Raw genomic sequence first — 17,516 nt, forward strand, 5'->3', positions numbered from 1 at the left:
AAGGCACCCGCGCGACGCCGATGACGCCTCGGGTACCTCCTAGGATGGCGCACCCGCCGACCAGCAGGAGACGCCCTGCCGTGCGAGCAGCCGGGCCGTCTCGAACAGCGGCAGGCCGACTACCGCCGAATGGCTGCCCTCGAGGCGTTCGACGAAGATCGCGGCGCGTCCCTGAATGGCATAACCACCGGCCTTGTCCGCGGGTTCGCCGGTCGCCCAGTAGGCGTCGATCTCGTGCGACTCGATGGGGCGCATGGCCACACGCGTGACCACGCAGGTATCGAGCATGCCTTGCGGCCCGCTCACCGCCACCGCCGTCATCACCTCATGCACCCGGCCCGACAGGGCCTCGAGCATTTCCCTGGCATGCCCGCGGCTTACCGGCTTGCCCAGGATACGGCCATCCAGCACGACGGCAGTATCCGAGCCCAGGGTCGGCAACCGCGTCCCGACCGCACCGACCTGGGCCTTGCGGCGCGCCAGGCGAAGCACGTAGGCGCCGGCCGATTCGCCAGCCAGCGGGGTCTCGTCGACGTCCACCGGCCTTACCTCGGCCAACAGGCCGATGGAAGCCAGCAGCTCGCGACGGCGTGGCGAAGCGGATGCCAGGCGCAACATGGGCGAGTCTGTTTCAGCCATCAGCCGATCTCCAGGCGGCGTCGCAGCGCCTGCAGCATGGTAAACAGCCAGGGCCACAACGCGGCACCGATCAAGGCGGAGAGCAGAAAGGCCAGGTTGATGGAGAATGGCCCGAACATGGTCCGCAGCCACTGTTCGATCAGCTGGGCTATCCCCAGCAATACCAACACCAGCACGGCCTGCTGAACCAGTGCGTAGGCGCGCATGCGCTGATAGACCATCAACGAGAGATAGGCCAGCAATGAAAAGACCAGAGCGTTCTGCCCGAGTGGCGAGCCCTCGATCAGATCCAGCAGCAGCCCCAGCAGGAAGCCGTGAAAGACGCCGACGCGCTGAGGTGCAGCCACGCACCAGTAGATCAGCATCAGTCCCAGCCACTCGGGACGCCAGATCAGCCAGGCATCGGGCAACGGCATGACCTGCAGGCACAGTGCCAGCAGCAGGCTCAACCAGATCAGCAGCAGTCCCCGGGGTGAAGCCAGCGTCATGGCATCTCTCCCGTCGACGCCTCGGGCAGTATCTCGCCGCCACCGGCGCGAACGGCGGCCTCGAGGGCGGCCTCCGACACGCTGGGCGGAGGCGGAGGAAACAGCAGCAGGAAATGGCGCGAACGCTCCGGCTGGGAGACGGGCCTGGCAGTGACCTGGGCGAAGGGTTCGCCAGGATCGTGGATCACCTCGGCGACCCTGGCCACCGGGTACCCCTCGGGAAAGCGACCGGCAAGCCCCGAGGTGACCAGCAGATCGCCCTCGCGGATGTCCGCGGTGTCGGGCACATGCAAGACGACGAGCTGATCGTAACGGCCGGTGCCCTGGACGACGAAGCGCAGGCCGTTGCGGTTGACCTGAACCGGCACCGCATGACTGGCATCGGCCAGCATCAGCACGCGACTGGTGTAGGCGGAAACCGACATGACCTGGCCGATCAGGCCCGAGGCGTCCATGACCGGCTGGCCGTCATAGGCACCGTCGACACGCCCGCGGTCGATGACCATCTGGTGGGTGAAGGGGTCGGAATCCAGCGACAGCAACTGGGCCGTGATGTAGGGGATGTCGTCGCGCTGGGCGGCGTCGAGCAGTTCACGAAGCCGAACGTTCTCTGCCGTCAGGCTGGCCATGCGCTGGACACGACGTGAAAGCTTGAGCAACTGTTCGCGCAGCTTGCGATTTTCGTCGATCAGCTGGCGCTGGTCCGAGAGCACCAGAGCTGCCCAGGAAATCGTCTCGCTGGGCAGGCTGACCACCCACTGGACAGGCGCGACGATCGTCGTGAGATGCGCACGCAACTCGGCCATTCGTGGCAAACGCTGCTCGGCAAACATCAAGGCAAAGGCGACGATGGCGCACAGCAACATGCGATAGCCCGACGCGGGCCCATGAGAGAACAGCGGTTTGATAGACCTTCCTCCCGCAGGCCGATGAGCACGGGCGATGATCGGTCATCGTCCGTGCTCGCGGAATTCAGTCGCTGGCAACCAGTTCGAAGGTCTGCCGGTCGATCATCTCGAGCGCCTTGCCGCCACCGCGCGCCACGCAGGTCAGCGGGTCCTCGGCAACGATGACCGGCAACCCGGTCTCTTCGGCGATCAGCTTGTCGATATCCCGGAGCAGCGCCCCGCCACCGGTCAGCACCAGGCCGCGCTCGGCGATGTCCGAGGCCAGCTCCGGGGGAGACTGCTCCAGGGCATTCTTGATCGCTGAGACGATCGAGGCCAGGGGGTCCTGCAGGGCATCGAGGATCTCATGGGAATTGAGGGTGAAGCTGCGCGGGATGCCCTCGGCCAGGTTGCGGCCTCGCACGTCGATCTCGCGCAGTTCGCCACCCGGGTAGGCACAACCGATCTCTTCCTTGATGCGCTCGGCGGTAGCCTCGCCGATCAGGCTGCCATAGTGGCGACGCACGTAGGCGGTGATCGCCTCGTCGAAGCGGTCGCCACCGATGCGAATCGACTCGGAATAGACCACGCCATTGAGCGAGATGATCGCGATCTCGGAAGTTCCGCCGCCGATATCGACGACCATCGACCCCTGGGCCTCCTCCACCGGCAACCCCGCCCCGATCGCCGCCGCCATCGGCTCCTCGATCAGGAACACCTCGCGGGCACCGGCGCCCTCGGCGGACTCCTTGATGGCACGACGCTCCACCTGGGTCGACATGCAGGGCACGCAGACCAGCACCCGCGGGCTCGGCGTCAGGAAGGTACTCTGGTGAACCTTGCGGATGAAGTGCTGCAGCATCTGCTCGGTCACGGTGAAATCGGCGATCACGCCGTCCTTCATGGGACGAATCGCGGTGATGTTTCCGGGGGTGCGGCCCAGCATGCGCTTGGCGTCCATGCCCACGGCAGCCACCGAGCGGTTGCTGCCCGACTGGCGTATGGCCACCACCGAGGGTTCGTCCAGGACGATGCCCCGGCCGCGTACGTAGATCAGCGTGTTGGCCGTCCCCAGGTCGATCGACAGATCGCTGGAGAACAGCCCCCTTAAACGTTTAAACATGAAAGTCTTTCACCTAGTCACCGGAGCCCCTGTGCAGGCGCAAACGTTATCATCGCGGGGGGAGCGCGGCAAGCGAGGAGTTATGGTACATTTTGCGTCTATTTCACTACATTGGGCGCCCTGCCCATCCCCCACAGTCCCATGGATTCAACAGGAAACAGACGCTATGGCGCTTGACCCGGAAGACGTGCGGCGTGCCGCCCATCTCGCTCGCCTGGGCCTCGACGACGACGAGGCCGCCGGCTACGTGCAGGACCTGAGCCGGATCCTCGACATGGCAGACCGCCTGCAGGCCGTCGACACCGAGCATGTGGCTCCCTTGGCGCATTCACTGGACACGACCCAACGCCTGCGTGCCGATGAGGTGACCGAACCCAACCAGCGCGAACGCTTCCAGCGCTGCGCTCCGGCGGTGGAAGATGGCCTCTATCTGGTACCACGAGTCGTCGAATGACGACCAAGCGCTTTTCTCAAGACTGAACAGCGACGAGAGCTCCAAGCCGAGCCCAAGTAGAATCAAGCGAGAGAGCCACAACCTGCATGCATGACAAGACACTCAGCGAACTCGCCACGGCCCTGGCCGCCGGCGAATTCTCCAGTCGTGAATTGACCGAACATTATCTCGAGCGTATCCAGCGACTCGATGGCGAACTCAACAGCTTCATTACCGTGACCGCCGAGCAGGCCCTGGCCTCCGCCGACGCCGCCGATGCCGCTCGCGCCCGAGGTAACGTCGGGGCCCTGAACGGCCTGCCCCTGGCCTTGAAGGACCTTTTCTGTACCCGGGGCGTGCGCACCAGCTGTGGCTCGAGAATGCTCGACAACTTCGAGTCGCCCTACGACGCCACGGTGGTCGAAAGGCTTGCCGCCGCCGGCGCCTTGAGCCTGGGCAAGACCAACATGGACGAATTCGCCATGGGGTCGTCCAACGAAAACAGCTACTACGGGCCGGTCAAGAACCCCTGGGACCTCGCTGCCGTCCCTGGCGGCAGTTCCGGCGGCAGCGCCGCGGCGGTCGCCGCCGGCCTGGTGCCGGCGGCACTGGGAACCGATACCGGCGGCTCGATCCGCCAGCCGGCGGCCTTTTGCGGCATCACCGGGCTCAAGCCCACCTATGGGCGAGTGTCCCGCTACGGGATGGTGGCCTATGCCTCGAGCCTCGATCAGGCCGGCCCCATGGCATACAGTGCCGAGGATTGCGCACTGCTGCTCGAGGCCATCGCCGGCCACGACCCGCGCGACTCGACCAGCGTGGCGCGCGGCGTGCCGAACTACCGGGACGAACTCTCGGCCTCGCTGTCGGGTCTTCGAATCGGCTTGCCCAGGGAGTACTTCGGCGAGGGGCTCGACCCCGGCGTGGAGTCCGCGATACGCGAGGCGATCAAGGTCTACGAGGGCCTGGGCGCCAGCGTGCAGGAGGTCAGCCTGCCACATACCGATCTGGCCATTCCCGCCTATTACGTCATCGCCCCGGCGGAAGCCTCCTCGAACCTCTCGCGGTTCGACGGCGTACGCTTCGGCCATCGCTGCGAGAACCCGAGCGATCTCATCGACCTCTACAAGCGCTCCCGGGCCGAGGGCTTCGGCACCGAGGTCAAGCGGCGCATCCTGATGGGCACGCACACGCTGTCCGAAGGCTTCTTCGACGCCTACTACAAGAAGGCACAACAGGTCCGCCGCCTGATTCGCCAGGACTTTCTCGATGCCTTCGAAGAGGTCGACGTGCTGATGGGCCCGGCGGCACCGACTCCCGCCTTCGACCTGGGCGCCAAGAAGGACCCGCTCTCGATGTACCTGCAGGACGTCTACACCATCGCCATCAACCTGGCGGGCATACCGGGCATCAGTGTTCCGGCCGGGTTCGTCGGCCGGCGGCCCACCGGATTGCAGATCCTCGGCCCGCACTTCTCCGAGCAGCACCTGCTCAATGTGGCTCACCAGTTTCAGCAGGCCACCGACTGGCATCGCCGTCGCCCGGCCTTCGGCGAGGAGAACAGCTGATGCAATGGGAAACCGTGATCGGGCTGGAAGTCCACGTGCAGCTTTCCACCCAATCGAAGATCTTTTCCGGCGCCTCCACCGCCTTCGGCGCCGAACCCAACACCCAGGCCTGTGCCGTCGACCTGGGCCTGCCCGGGGTACTGCCGGTGCTCAACGAGAACGCGGTGTCCATGGCGGTGCAGTTCGGCCTGGGCATCAATGCCGAGATTCCCGAGGTCTCGGTGTTCGATCGCAAGAACTACTTCTACCCCGACCTGCCCAAGGGCTATCAGACCAGCCAGATGTATCACCCCATCGTCGGGCCGGGCGAGGTGGAGATCAGCCTCGAGGATGGCAGCACCAAGCGTGTCCGCGTGCATCACGCCCACCTCGAGGAGGATGCCGGCAAGTCGCTGCACGAGGACTATCACGGCATGACCGGTGTCGACCTCAACCGCGCCGGCACCCCGCTGCTGGAGATCGTCTCCGAACCGGACATGCGATCGGCCAAGGAAGCGGTCGCCTACCTTCGCGCCATTCATGCCATCGTGACCTACCTGGGGATCTCGGATGGCAACATGGCCGAGGGCTCGATGCGCTGCGATGTCAACGTCTCCGTGCGCCCCGCGGGGCAGGCGGCCTTCGGAACCCGTGCCGAGATCAAGAACGTCAATTCGTTCCGATTCGTCGAGCGCGCCATCGCCTTCGAGGTCGAGCGACAGATCGAACTGATCGAGGATGGCGGCCAGGTGACCCAGGAAACCCGCCTCTACGATCCGGAGGCGGACGAGACCCGCAGCATGCGCACCAAGGAAGAGGCCAACGACTACCGCTACTTCCCCTGCCCGGACCTGCTGCCGGTGGTGCTCGACAAGGCCTATGTCGACCATCTGCGCGACAACCTGCCCGAGCTGCCCGCCGAGAAGCGTGCGCGCTTCGAGAGCGAACTCGGCCTGTCCGCCTACGATGCCGGCGTGCTGTCGTCGAGCCGCGCCATGGCCGACTACTTCGAGGCGGTCAAGGACGTCTGCGGCGACGCCAAGCTGGCCGCCAACTGGGTTCAGGGCGAACTCTCGGGCCAGCTCAACCGGGAAGGTCGGGACATCGCCGACAGCCCGGTCACGGCCGCGCAGCTCGGCGGCCTGGTACTGCGGGTGCGGGACGAGACCATCAACGGCAAGGCAGCCAAGCAGGTATTCGCCGCCCTGTGGAATGGCGAAGGCGCCAGTGCCGACGAGATCATCGAGGCCAAGGGGCTCAGGCAGGTCACCGACACCGGCGCCATCGAGGCGATGATCGATCAGGTGATTGCCGACAGCCCGGTGCAGGTCGCCCAGTATCGAGAGGCCAGCGAGGACAAGCGTGGCAAGATGATCGGCTACTTCGTCGGTCAGGTCATGAAGGCGTCTCGGGGCACCGCCAACCCGCAGCAGGTCAATGCCCTGCTCAAGCAGAAACTCGATCGGGCCTAGGAGTCAGTCAACGATGTCGGACAATGTCGGGCCACGACTGCGTGCCCTGCGCACCCTGCGCGGCATCTCCCAGCGCGAGCTGGCCAAGCGCTGCGGCGTCACCCACTCCAGCCTGTCGCTGATCGAGCAGAACAAGGTCAGCCCCTCGGTCAGCTCGCTGAAGAAGATCCTCGACGCCATCCCCATCAGCGTCGGGGACTTCTTCACCATGGAGCTGGAAAACACCGACCAGGTGTTCTATCACGCCGATGAGCTGCCGGATATCGGCAGCGGCGAGGTGGCCTTCAAGCTGGTCGGCGCCAATCGGGAAAATCGCGCGCTTTCCTTCATGATCGAGACCTACGCGGCGGGTGCAGATACCGGCCGCGAGATGATCGCCCACCGCGGGGAAGAGGCCGGGGTGATTCTCGAGGGCGAGATCGAGATCACCATCGGCGCCGACACCCGCGTCCTGGGGCCGGGGGAAGCCTATTACTTCAATACCAACACGCCGCACCGCTTTCGCAACATCGGCAAGACGGTCTGCAGGCTGGTGAGCTGCTGTACGCCCGCCAAGAACTTCTAGGCCTGGCGTCAAAACACCACGGTCCGCAATCCGTTCTGAAACACCCGGTGATGGGCATGGTACTTCACCGCCCTCGCCAGGGTCTGGGCCTCGATGTCCCGCCCGACCTGGGTGAGGTGCTCGGGATCGTGGGCATGACTGACCCGCTCCACCATCTGCTCGATGATCGGCCCCTCGTCGAGGTCGGCGGTCACGTAGTGTGCCGTGGCACCGATCAGCTTCACCCCGCGCTCGTAGGCCTGCTGGTAGGGCTTGGCACCCTTGAAGCCCGGCAGGAAGGAGTGGTGGATGTTGATGCAGCGGCCTGCCAGCCGCCGGCAGAGCGAGTCGGACAGAACCTGCATGTAACGGGCCAGCACCACCAGGTCGGTGTCGGTCGCCTCGATGATCTCCAGCAACCGGGCCTCCTGCCGGGGCTTGTTCTCCGGCGTCACCGGCAGGTGGACATACTCGACGCCGGCATGTTCGGCCATGGGCCGCAGGTCCTCGTGGTTGGAGACGATGGCGGTGAACTCGACGTTCAGCTCGCCGGTGGCACGCCGATAGAGCAGATCGCGCAGGCAGTGATCGTATCTCGACACCATGACCAGCACCCTGGCCGGCCGGCTGGCGTCGTGGATCTCCCACTGCATGTCGAAGCGCAGCGCGGTCACCTCGAAGGCCGCCTTGAGCTGCTCGACGCTGGGGGTGTGCTCCCCTTCGAAGACGAATTCGATGGTCGAGAAGAAACGACCGGAGTTCAGATCGTCGTACTGATGCAGCTCCTTGATGAAGCAGCCGCGATCGGCCAGGAAATTGCCGATGGCGGCGACGATGCCGACGCGCCCCGGGCAGGTGACCTTGAGGATATAGGCAGGTTTGTTCTTCATGGTGCTCGACTTGTACCGGAGGTGCTGATGGTTGGAAGCGTGACGTGTCACCAGGACCACTTTACCCGGGCGAGACGGTGGATTTCACTCCCTCAAGGCCTTTCGAAGGCTGAAATAGGCGGGCTTGGGTCGGTAGTCGGCGTCGAAGATCAGGCCATTGCCGAAACCGTCGGCATCCCACCACTCCTGAAGCGATGAATAGCGATCGGTGAAGCCCCACATCGAGAATGCCGTGAACGCGGGTTCGTCCCGGGCCAGTTCGAGCATCGCACGGAAATACTCGGCCTGATCCTGCAAGCGCTCCTCGGAGTCGTCCTCGTGCAGATTGACGTCCATCTCCGAGATGCGCACCTCGAGCCCCAGGTCGATGAAGCGCTGCACATTGTCGCGAAACACGGATGCCGCCACCGGCTGGTAGTCCTCGGTCATGTCCTCGTGCATCTGGAAGCCGATGCCGTGCAGCGGCACGCCTCGCGCGAGCAGCGATTTCGCCAGGGCATACATGGCATCGGACTTGGGCCCGGGATGCTCCAGGGCATAGTCATTGATGTAGAGCCTGGCTTCGGGGTCGGCGCGATGCGCCTGGCGCAGGGCGAAGGCGATGTACCCCTCACCCATCGCCCGATACCAGGGCGAGCCGCTACGCAGTGCCGCGCCGAAGGGCTCGAAGGGCTCGTTCACCACGTCCCAGGAGCGGACGCGCCCCTTGTAGCGCCCCACCACCGCGGCGATATGCTCGGCGAGAATTTGTCGCAGCCGTTCGTCGCTGTGGCTCGGCTGGGTCACCCAACGCGGCAGCGCCTCCTTCCAGGCCAGGGTGTGGCCATGCACCGCCATGCGGTTGACCTCGGCGAACTCGACGATGGCGTCCGCCTCGGCGAAGGCGTAGCGATCCGGCTGCGGATGGATGAACTGGAATTTCATGACGTTTTCCGGCGTCACCATGCTGAACTCCCGGGCCAGCAGGCGCGCGTAGGCATCGTCGGCGAACAGCGGGATCGGCGAGACGGCGGTACCGATATCGAGGTGCGGATGATGCTTCTTCGCCAGGCGGCGTAGCGACTGGGGCTCGCCCTCCACCACCGGGAGGCCCTCTTCGATCGCCTCGACCCGGCCGTTTTCCAGGGCCCGGGCCGTCAAGGCCTGCAACACGAAGGACGACCCCACCGTGGCCGAGGCACCGAACCGGAGTCGTCCTGCGTCGAACAGCCCGGGATCCGCCAGGGTGGCAACGGTCTTGTCGTCGATGCGCACCTCGAACTCGTCGCCGAGGCGCGCCAGGCCCAGCGTGACGGCTGCCTCGCGGCCGCCGAGGGAATAGACGTGGCGCTGCGGATCGGCGATGCCATCCTGCAGCTCGACGATCAACCTGTCGTCCTCGACCCCCAGGGTCACGGCACGCCCCGGCTGGCGCCATTCGTCCTGATTGTAGGGGAGTTCGCCATAGAGGGTCAGGTAGGCGCCTCCCGGATCGGAAGGCAGCGCGAGGCGCGCGGAGAGCGCAAAGTCCCCTGTCACCCGCAGGACCGGCCCACGCAGGTTGATCGGCGGATTGGCCACCGGGGTCTGATCATCGGCATCCTCGGTGGGCACGATGGCGCGGCCCAGCCCCTCGACACGCACGCCCGCATCGGTCAGCACGGCACCGGCGAAATGCGCCCAGTCGCCCTCGAGCAGGTTCACCCCCTGCCTGCCCGCGGCGGCATCGGCGCTCGTCAGGAGCGCCAGCCCCAGGCACACCGGGAGCAACCAGCCGCGCCCGGCCCGACTCATCGGGAGGCCGGCGACAGCGCCATCCATACCGTCTTGAGCTCCGAATACTCCTCCAGGGAGTGATGCGACTTGTCGCGGCCGTTGCCGGACTGCTTGACGCCCCCGAAGGGCACGGTCATGTCGCCGCCGGCCCAGTTGTTGACGAACACCTGGCCCGACTGCAACCGGCGCGAGACGCGCATGATGCGATCGATGTCCTGGCTCCACAGCCCGGCGGCCAGACCGTAGTCGCTGTCGTTGGCCAGTCGCAGGGCCTCTTCTTCCGTATCGAAACCGAACACCGCCAGCACCGGGCCGAAGATCTCCTCCCGGCCGATGGTCATCTGGTCGGTCACGCCATCGAACACCGTGGGAGCGACGAACAGCCCGCCCTCGATCGGGCTCACCGCCTCGCCCCCGGTGCGCAGGTGCGCGCCCTCTTCCACCCCCTGGCGAATGTAGTCGAGGATGCGCTTGTACTGGGTCTCGTCGACGATCGCGCCCATGAAGCTGTCCGGATTCAGGGGATCGCCGGGCTGCATGGTCTCGGCATGGGCCAGCACCCGCTCGACGAACTCCTCGCGGATGGAGTTCTCCACCAGCAGCCGGGAGCCGGCGATGCACACCTCGCCCTGATTGTGGAAGATCGCCGCGGCGGCGTTGCTTGCAACGGCATCGAGATCCTTGCAATCGGCGAAGACGATATTGGGGCTCTTGCCGCCGCATTCCAGATAGACGCGCTTCAGATTCGATTGACCGGCGTACTGCATCAGTTGCTTGCCGACGCCGGTGGAGCCGGTGAAGGAGAGGCAGTCGACGTCCATGGACAGGGCCAGCGCCTTGCCGGCGGTATGCCCGAAACCGGGCAGGACCTGGAACACCCCTTCGGGGAAGCCGGCCTCCTGGACGAGCTGGGCCAGGCGCAGCGCGGAGAGCGGCGATTTCTCCGAGGGCTTGAGGATCACGCTGTTGCCCGCCGCCAGTGCCGGCCCGATCTTCCAGGCGGTCATCATCAGCGGGAAGTTCCAGGGCACGATGGAGGCCACCACGCCCAGGGGTTCCCGCAGTACCAGACCCAGGGCCTCCTCGCCGGTGGGCGCGACCTCGCCATAGACCTTGTCGATGCTCTCGGCGTTGTAGCGAATACAACCGATGGCACCGGCCATGTCCCCCAGGGAACTGGTGACCGGCTTGCCCATGTCCAGGGTATCGAGCAAGGCCAGTTCGTTCTTGTGCTGCTCCATCAGCTCCGCCAGGCGCAGCATCAACTGCTTGCGCCTGCCCGGGGCGAGCCGTGACCAGTCGCCACGCTCGTAGGCGTCGCGGGCATGGCGCACCGCCACCTCGGCATCCGCGGCATCGCAGCTGGCGATCCTGGCCAGGGTCTCGCCGGTGGCGGGGTTGATCGTCGCGAAGGTCTCGCCTGCGGCGGCATCGACGAACCGATTGCCGATGAAGGCCCGGGTCTCGAAGCGCACCTCCCCGGCGAGCGCCTTCCAGTCGGCGTGGTTCAGTTTCGCATTCATGCACTTGCCTCCTTGGTCGTGGTTATGCCCAGCCGGCGTGCAGTCTCATCGAGGGCACGACGCGCCAGAATGACCAGCTCGTCGATCTGCGCACGGGTGATCACCAGCGGTGGAGAAATGATCATGGTATCGCCTACGGAGCGCATCACCAGTCCGCTATCGAAACAGATGTCACGACACAGGTTACCCGCACCCAGGGTCTTGTCGAAACGTTGCCCGCCGGCCTTGTCGGCCACCAGCTCCAGGGCGCCGATCAACCCCAGGCTGCGGGTTTCGCCGACGACGGGATGATCGCCAAGCTCCGCCCAGCGCCGGGCCAGATAGGGGCCAAGATCGTCGCGCACTTTCTCGACGATGCCCTCGGCTTCCATCAGCTCGAGGTTCTTCAGCGCCACTGCGGCGCACACGGGGTGCCCGGAGTAGGTGAAGCCGTGGAAGAACTCGCCGCCCTCCTCGATCAGCGTTTCGGCGACCCGGTCGCCGACCAGCACGCCGCCGATGGGCAGGTAGCCCGAGGAGAGCCCCTTGGCGATGGGCATCAGGTCCGGCTTCAGGCCGTAGTGCTGGCTGCCGAACCACTCGCCCAGACGCCCGAAGCCGCAGATGACCTCGTCGGCCACCAGCAGGATGTCGTACCTGGCGAGCACCTCCTTGACCGCCGGCCAGTAGCTCTCGGGCGGAATGATCGCCCCTCCGGCGCCCTGCACCGGCTCGGCAATGAAGGCCGCCACGTTCTCCTCGCCCAGGGCCAGTATCTTGTCCTCGATGGCCTGGGCGCAAAGCCGGCCGAACGCTTCGGGCGTGTGCTCGCGTCCTTCACCGAACCAGTAGGGCTGGCGCACGTGCTCGATGCCCGGCACCAGCGGGCCACCCTGAGCATGCATCGGTGCCATGCCCCCCAGGCTCAGGCCGGCGACGGTGGAGCCGTGATAGCCGTTCTCGCGGGAGATGACGATCTGTTTTTCGGGCTTGCCCTCGAGCGCCCAGTAGCGACGGATCATGCGCAGCGCCGTATCGTTGGCCTCGGAGCCCGAGCCGGTGAAGAACACCCGGTTGACATGCGCCGGCGCCAGCTGGCTCAGCTTCTCGGCCAGCTTGACCGCGGGCGGGTGGGTGGACTTGAAGAAGTTGTTGTAGAACGGCAGCTCGCGCATCTGGCGGGTCGCGGCTTCCACCAGCTCCTCGCGACCATAGCCCAGGTTGACGCACCACAGACCGGCCATGCCATCGAGGATGCGATGCCCTTCGCTGTCATGGACATAGACGCCCTCGGCATGGGTGATGATACGGCTCCCCTCCTCACCCAGGGCCTTGAAATCGGTGAAGGGGTGCAGGTGGTGAGCGCGATCCAGACGCTGTAGATCGGCGGTAGTCTGCTGGGTCATGACGAACTCCTGGAAGATAGACGTCGCGTTATGAATGTTATTTTTTACTCAACATATATGTCCAACATTTCATTGCCAACCCTTTTCGCAGAATACTTTCCATGACTTGAATAAATAACTGACAAGAAAAGCAAAAAAAACATGTACGGCGAAATTCAACAACAGAAATGGTAAAAAATATTTGACGATTGCGCAGCGAGTGATCATTTTTTATCAACGAAGAGAATTTTCGCTGTCCCTGCGACACATGCCGAGAAACCCTTGCTTGGCCAACCAACAACAAGATCAGGAGCGAGCATGATCATGACATGGCTGAAACGATCGACCCGGTGGCTATGGCTGCCAGCCCTGTGGGCAATCGCCACCCTGGCCTGCGCCGCCCCCGGCTTCGACACGCCGGACGTCATCCTGCAAGGCGTCGCCTTCGACCTCCCCATCACCGACATTCCCGAAGACACCGACCCTCGGTTACGACTGGATGGCGAGCCCGTCGAACTGGTCCGCAACGACGAGGGCCAATGGCTCGCCCCGGAGCTGACCATCGATCAGGGCATCAGCCACGTGGAGTTGACCGATGGCGGTGGGCAGGTGCTGGCCGCGATGGAGCTGTCGGCCATCCCGGCCTGGCTGTCGCTGCTGCCCGCTCTGCTCGCCATTACCCTGGCGCTGGTCTTTCGCCAGGTCATCCTGGCGCTGTTCGTGGGCATCCTGATGGGCGGCTGGATCCTGCACGGCATGGATACGGGGGCGCTGTTCGGTGCCTTCGCCGATTCGGTCAACGTGCACGTGCTCGAAGCGGCCAGCGACAGCGGGCACATGTCCATCGTGCTGTTCTGTCTGCTCATCGGCGGCATGGTCGGGATCATCTCGCGCAACGGCGGCACCCAGGGCATCGCCAGGCGTATCTCGGCCGTCATCCGCGGACGTCGCCAGGCGCAGAGCTCCACCGCGCTACTGGGGCTGGCGATCTTCTTCGACGACTATGCCAACGCCCTGATCGTCGGCAACACCATGCGCGCGATTACCGACAAGATGGCGATCTCCCGGGCCAAGCTGGCCTATCTCATCGACAGCACGGCGGCGCCGGTCTCCACCATCGCCCTGATCAGCACCTGGATCGGCTTCCAGGTCGGCCTGATCAGCGAGGCCATGGACGGCATCGCGGAGTGGAACGAGTCCGCCTACTCGGTGTTCGTCAACGCCCTGCCCTACAACGCCTACCCCCTCCTGGCGCTGGCGTTCGTGTTCCTGGTCGTGTGGAGCGGACGCGACTTCGGCCCCATGCTCAAGGCCGAGCGCCGGGCGATCGGCGGCGATCTTCAGCATTCGCCCCTGGGCAAGCGCGAAACCACCGTCGAGGAAGCGGACATCCCCACCAAGCCCGGCGTTCCCAGCCGTGCCTGGAACGCCATCGTGCCGATGCTGGTGCTGGCCGGCATCACCCTGGGTGGCATCTACATCACCGGACTCGAGGCACTGGGACCGGGCGACCATGCGCTGCGCGACATCTTCGGCGAGGGCGACTCCTTCAGTGCCATGATGTGGGGCTCCCTGGCGGGCTGTCTCGTGGCGGTGATCCTGACCCTGGCCCAGCGCCTGATGGGCATGACCGAGACCGGCCACTACTGGTTCGAGGGCGTCAAGTCGATGCTGCTGCCGATCACCATCCTGGTGATGGCCTGGGCCCTGGCCAACGTGAACGACGCCCTGCAGACCAGCGAGTTCCTGGTCGCGGTCCTGGGCGACTCGCTGAGCCCGCAGTGGCTCCCCACGGTGATCTTCGTGCTGGCCGCCTTCACCGCCTTCGCCACCGGGTCGTCCTGGGGCGTCATGGGCATCATGATGCCCCTGGTGGTGCCGCTGGCCTGGGCCGTGCTCTCCCACCACGACCTGGCTGGCAGCGCCGAGGGCATGCCGATTCTCTACGCCTCGGTGGCCTCGGTGCTGGCCGGCGCGGTGTGGGGCGATCACTGCTCGCCGCTGGCGGACACCACCCTGCTCTCCGCCATGGCCAGTGGCTGCAACCTGGTGGATCACGTGCGCACCCAGCTGCCCTATGCGCTGCTGGTCGGCGTGGTGGCGCTGCTCTTCGGCACCTTGGCCGTGGGCTACGGCATCCGCTGGTGGCTCGGTCTGCTGGCCGGCCTCCTGGTACTGACGGGGGTGTTGTTCGTCTTCGGCAGGCGGGCATCCCAGCCAGTCTCGAACACGACGGCGAAAAGTCCCGAAACGGCCTGACCTCGACGCTCGCTCCAGGCTCGAAACGTCTATCGCGCGCTGAAGCGAGCTCCCACAAGGGATCAGAGCCACCTGGATGGTGGGAGCCCGATTTATCGGGCGATGGGGTAGACTAAATCCGCATGAAACGTCGACGAGCCGTTTTTTGCCCGCCATGCCAAGGAATCAACGGGACCGAGCACAGGCCTCGGCAAACCCCCGGAACAGCGCGTCGTTGATCGGGCTCTCCTGGGGGTGCCACTCCGGATGCCACTGAACCGCCAGGGCGAAGGCCTTGGCATCCTTCACGGAAAACGCCTCGATCAGGCCGTCCGGGGCGCGCCCTTCCACCCGAAGCCCCTCCCCAAGGCGTTCGATGCCCTGCTGGTGCAGGGAGTTGACCTGCGCTCCGGGCTGATCGTAGAGGCGCGCCAGCAGGCCGCCGGGCTCGACGGCCAGTTCGTGGGCCGGCGCGTAACGGGTAGCCTTGTCGCCCTCCGGCTCGCGATGGTCGAGCATCCCCGGCACCTTCTGTACTGCCTGGTAAAGCGTGCCGCCCATGGCGACATTGATCTCCTGGAACCCGCGGCAGATGCCCAGCAGCGGCAAGCCGCGCTCGATGGCGGCAGGGATCAGCGCCAGCGCCACACTGTCGCGGTCCCTGTCATCCCGGGTATTCTCGGGGATTCGCTCGGCACCATAGCGGTGTGGCTCGACATTGGTGTGGCTGCCGGTCAGCATCAGACCGTCGAGACGTTCCAGCAGGGACGTGTCCACCCCCTTCTCCCAGACCGGCAGGATGACCGGCGCAAGCCCGTAGTCGTGGAGCGCGCGCAGATACTTGTCGGTAACCGTATGGGCCGGATGACCCTCGACCTGTCGACGACAGGCGATCACTCCTACCAGCGGGCGACCCTTCATGATGGACTCCTTGGATGGCTGACAATGACTGGTATGCTTTAATCAACATACTCGCGTAAATCTTTCTTGCCAATACCGGTCGCCGACCTTTCAACACTGAAGAAAAAATATCTTTTAGTACAGTATATTAAAATAAATCAACGCCAGATTCCCGCGAACCGATACCAATCTTTCCGTAAAAAATTTGACAACATCTTTAACCAGAGGAAAATGAGGGCATGAACCATCATCGGCACAAAGGTATCCGTCCATGACGCCCGCCCCCGCCTTGAATGAGGCCAACCGCTTTCTCGAGCACCATCCGGACATCGAAAGCTTCGACCTGCTGATCAGCGACCTGAACGGCGTGCTGCGCGGCAAGCGTATCCCGCGCGACAACCTGCCCAAGGCCTACCAGGACGGCATCAACTTGCCGGCATCGCTGTTCGCCCTCGACATCAACGGCAATACCATCGAGGCGACTGGCCTGGGGCTGGCCACCGGCGATGGCGACCGGGTCTGCCGGCCGATTCCGGGCACGCTGATGGTCACCCCCTGGCTGCGCGACGGGCGTCAGGCCCAGTTGCTGATGACCATGGAAGAGGTCGATGGCCGGCCTTTCTTCGCCGATCCCCGCCAGGTGCTGCGGCACGTCCTGGCCGGCTTTCAGGCTCGCGATCTGACCCCCGTCGTCGCTCTCGAGCTGGAATTCTATCTGGTCGATCGGCGCCGCGACGAACGGGGCCATGCCCAGCCCCCCTGCTCTCCGGGCACCGGCGAACGCGCCACCCAGAGTCAGCTCTACTCGATCAGCGAACTCGACGAATACGCCGACTTCCTCGAAGAGATCCAGCAGGCCGCCATCGAACAATCCTTGCCGCTGGACACCGCACTCAAGGAGTGCGCACCGGGTCAGTTCGAGATCAACCTGATCCATTGCGACGACGCCCTGCGCGCCGCCGACAGTGCGGTGCTGCTCAAGCGACTGATCAAGGGCGTGGCGCTCAACCACGATTTCGAGGCCACCTTCATGGCCAAGCCCTACGGCAATGAAGCCGGCAGCGGCGCCCACGTGCACATCAGCCTGATCGATGGCGATGGCCGCAATGTCTTCGCCAGCGAGGACGAGGACCCGCTCGGCACGCCGGCGCTCCGACAGGCCATCGCCGGCGTGCTGGATCTGATGCCGGCCTCGATGGCCATCTTCGCCCCCAACCTCAACTCCTACCGGCGCTTCCAGCCGAGCCTCTATGTGCCGATGGCTCCCTCCTGGGGCTACGACAACCGCTCGGTCGCGGTACGCATCCCCTCTGGCGCCAACGCCGCAAGGCGCATCGAGCACCGGGTCGCCGGGGCCGATGCCAACCCTTACCTGCTGCTGGCGACACTACTGGCCTCGATGCTTCACGGGCTGAACCACGAGCTGACGCCACCGCCACCCATCGAGGGCAATGCCTACGAACAGCTCGAGCCGACCCTGACCAACAGTTGGCTACAGGCCCTGGATCTATTCGCCGCCAGCGACGTGCTGGCCGAATCCCTGGGGCGCGACTTCCATCACGTGTTTCACATCAACCGCCGGGAGGAGCGTGCCCAGGCCATGCAGGCGGTCAGTCACCTGGAGTATGACTGGTATATGCGCCACGTCTAAAAACGGCCCATGAGCGGGTACTAAAACTGCTGGTGGCAGGCATCACCGTTCTCCTCGGCACG

Annotated in this window: 15 protein-coding genes; 6 read left to right on the forward strand and 9 right to left on the reverse strand. The window is 65.0% G+C overall.

All coding sequences use genetic code 11. From position 1 onward, the window contains the following. Positions 1–39: 39 nt before the first annotated feature. The 4 genes from BUA41_RS14175 to BUA41_RS14190 all read right to left on the reverse strand — a co-directional run bounded on the left by BUA41_RS14175 (position 40) and on the right by BUA41_RS14190 (position 3,137). The gene (locus tag BUA41_RS14175) at positions 40–639 is read right to left on the reverse strand and encodes a Maf family protein (protein ID WP_072824010.1); all 600 of its coding nucleotides are present in this window, start codon (positions 637–639) and stop codon (positions 40–42) included. Continuing rightward, the gene (mreD, locus tag BUA41_RS14180; RefSeq protein ID WP_072824012.1) at positions 639–1,127 is read right to left on the reverse strand and encodes a rod shape-determining protein MreD; all 489 of its coding nucleotides are present in this window, start codon (positions 1,125–1,127) and stop codon (positions 639–641) included. The genes BUA41_RS14175 and mreD overlap by 1 nt, the downstream gene beginning before the upstream one ends. Then, on the reverse strand, positions 1,124–2,035 hold the full coding sequence (gene mreC, locus BUA41_RS14185; RefSeq protein WP_281247853.1) for a rod shape-determining protein MreC: 912 nt from the start codon (positions 2,033–2,035) through the stop codon (positions 1,124–1,126). The genes mreD and mreC overlap by 4 nt, the downstream gene beginning before the upstream one ends. A gap of 64 nt (positions 2,036–2,099) precedes the next feature. Continuing rightward, positions 2,100–3,137 (reverse strand): rod shape-determining protein, encoded by a 1,038-nt coding sequence (locus tag BUA41_RS14190; protein WP_072824016.1) that lies wholly within the window; start codon positions 3,135–3,137, stop codon positions 2,100–2,102. 166 nt (positions 3,138–3,303) lie between these two features. Here BUA41_RS14190 and gatC point away from each other — a divergent pair, with 166 nt between their 5' ends. The 4 genes from gatC to BUA41_RS14210 all read left to right on the forward strand — a co-directional run bounded on the left by gatC (position 3,304) and on the right by BUA41_RS14210 (position 7,154). After that, positions 3,304–3,591 (forward strand): Asp-tRNA(Asn)/Glu-tRNA(Gln) amidotransferase subunit GatC, encoded by a 288-nt coding sequence (gene gatC, locus BUA41_RS14195; RefSeq protein ID WP_072824018.1) that lies wholly within the window; start codon positions 3,304–3,306, stop codon positions 3,589–3,591. A gap of 86 nt (positions 3,592–3,677) precedes the next feature. Further along, positions 3,678–5,138 carry an Asp-tRNA(Asn)/Glu-tRNA(Gln) amidotransferase subunit GatA gene (gene gatA / locus BUA41_RS14200; protein ID WP_072824020.1) on the forward strand — a complete coding sequence of 487 codons (1,461 nt, stop codon included), beginning with the start codon at positions 3,678–3,680 and terminating at the stop codon, positions 5,136–5,138. Then, the gene (gene gatB / locus BUA41_RS14205) at positions 5,138–6,589 is read left to right on the forward strand and encodes an Asp-tRNA(Asn)/Glu-tRNA(Gln) amidotransferase subunit GatB (protein ID WP_072824022.1); all 1,452 of its coding nucleotides are present in this window, start codon (positions 5,138–5,140) and stop codon (positions 6,587–6,589) included. The genes gatA and gatB overlap by 1 nt, the downstream gene beginning before the upstream one ends. A 13-nt stretch (positions 6,590–6,602) precedes the next feature. Then, a complete protein-coding gene (locus BUA41_RS14210; RefSeq protein ID WP_072824024.1) occupies positions 6,603–7,154 on the forward strand; it encodes a cupin domain-containing protein in 552 nt (183 codons plus the stop codon). 8 nt (positions 7,155–7,162) lie between these two features. Here the strand turns inward: BUA41_RS14210 and purU are convergent, their stop codons facing one another. The 4 genes from purU to BUA41_RS14230 all read right to left on the reverse strand — a co-directional run bounded on the left by purU (position 7,163) and on the right by BUA41_RS14230 (position 12,686). Continuing rightward, on the reverse strand, positions 7,163–8,023 hold the full coding sequence (gene purU, locus BUA41_RS14215) for a formyltetrahydrofolate deformylase (protein ID WP_072824026.1): 861 nt from the start codon (positions 8,021–8,023) through the stop codon (positions 7,163–7,165). An 84-nt stretch (positions 8,024–8,107) separates the two neighbouring features. Next, a complete protein-coding gene (locus BUA41_RS14220) occupies positions 8,108–9,823 on the reverse strand; it encodes an endo-1,4-beta-xylanase (protein ID WP_072824029.1) in 1,716 nt (571 codons plus the stop codon). After that, positions 9,793–11,301, reverse strand: coding sequence for an aldehyde dehydrogenase (locus BUA41_RS14225; RefSeq protein WP_072824031.1), 1,509 nt, complete (start codon positions 11,299–11,301; stop codon positions 9,793–9,795). Before BUA41_RS14225 ends, BUA41_RS14220 begins: the two co-directional genes overlap by 31 nt. After that, a complete protein-coding gene (locus BUA41_RS14230) occupies positions 11,298–12,686 on the reverse strand; it encodes an aspartate aminotransferase family protein (RefSeq protein WP_072824033.1) in 1,389 nt (462 codons plus the stop codon). Before BUA41_RS14230 ends, BUA41_RS14225 begins: the two co-directional genes overlap by 4 nt. A 297-nt stretch (positions 12,687–12,983) precedes the next feature. Between BUA41_RS14230 and BUA41_RS14235 the strand changes: the two genes are divergently transcribed. Beyond that, positions 12,984–14,924, forward strand: a complete 1,941-nt coding sequence (locus tag BUA41_RS14235) for a Na+/H+ antiporter NhaC family protein (protein WP_084671625.1) — start codon at positions 12,984–12,986, stop codon at positions 14,922–14,924. Between the two features lie 165 nt (positions 14,925–15,089). Here the strand turns inward: BUA41_RS14235 and BUA41_RS14240 are convergent, their stop codons facing one another. Beyond that, on the reverse strand, positions 15,090–15,824 hold the full coding sequence (locus tag BUA41_RS14240) for a gamma-glutamyl-gamma-aminobutyrate hydrolase family protein (protein ID WP_072824035.1): 735 nt from the start codon (positions 15,822–15,824) through the stop codon (positions 15,090–15,092). A gap of 250 nt (positions 15,825–16,074) precedes the next feature. On the opposite strand from BUA41_RS14240, the gene BUA41_RS14245 reads away from it, so the two are divergent. Continuing rightward, positions 16,075–17,454, forward strand: coding sequence for a glutamine synthetase family protein (locus tag BUA41_RS14245; RefSeq protein ID WP_072824037.1), 1,380 nt, complete (start codon positions 16,075–16,077; stop codon positions 17,452–17,454). Positions 17,455–17,516 lie beyond the last annotated feature (62 nt).

The organism is Modicisalibacter ilicicola DSM 19980 (genome assembly GCF_900128925.1).
In the GTDB taxonomy this organism is placed as follows: Bacteria; Pseudomonadota; Gammaproteobacteria; order Pseudomonadales; family Halomonadaceae; genus Modicisalibacter; species Modicisalibacter ilicicola.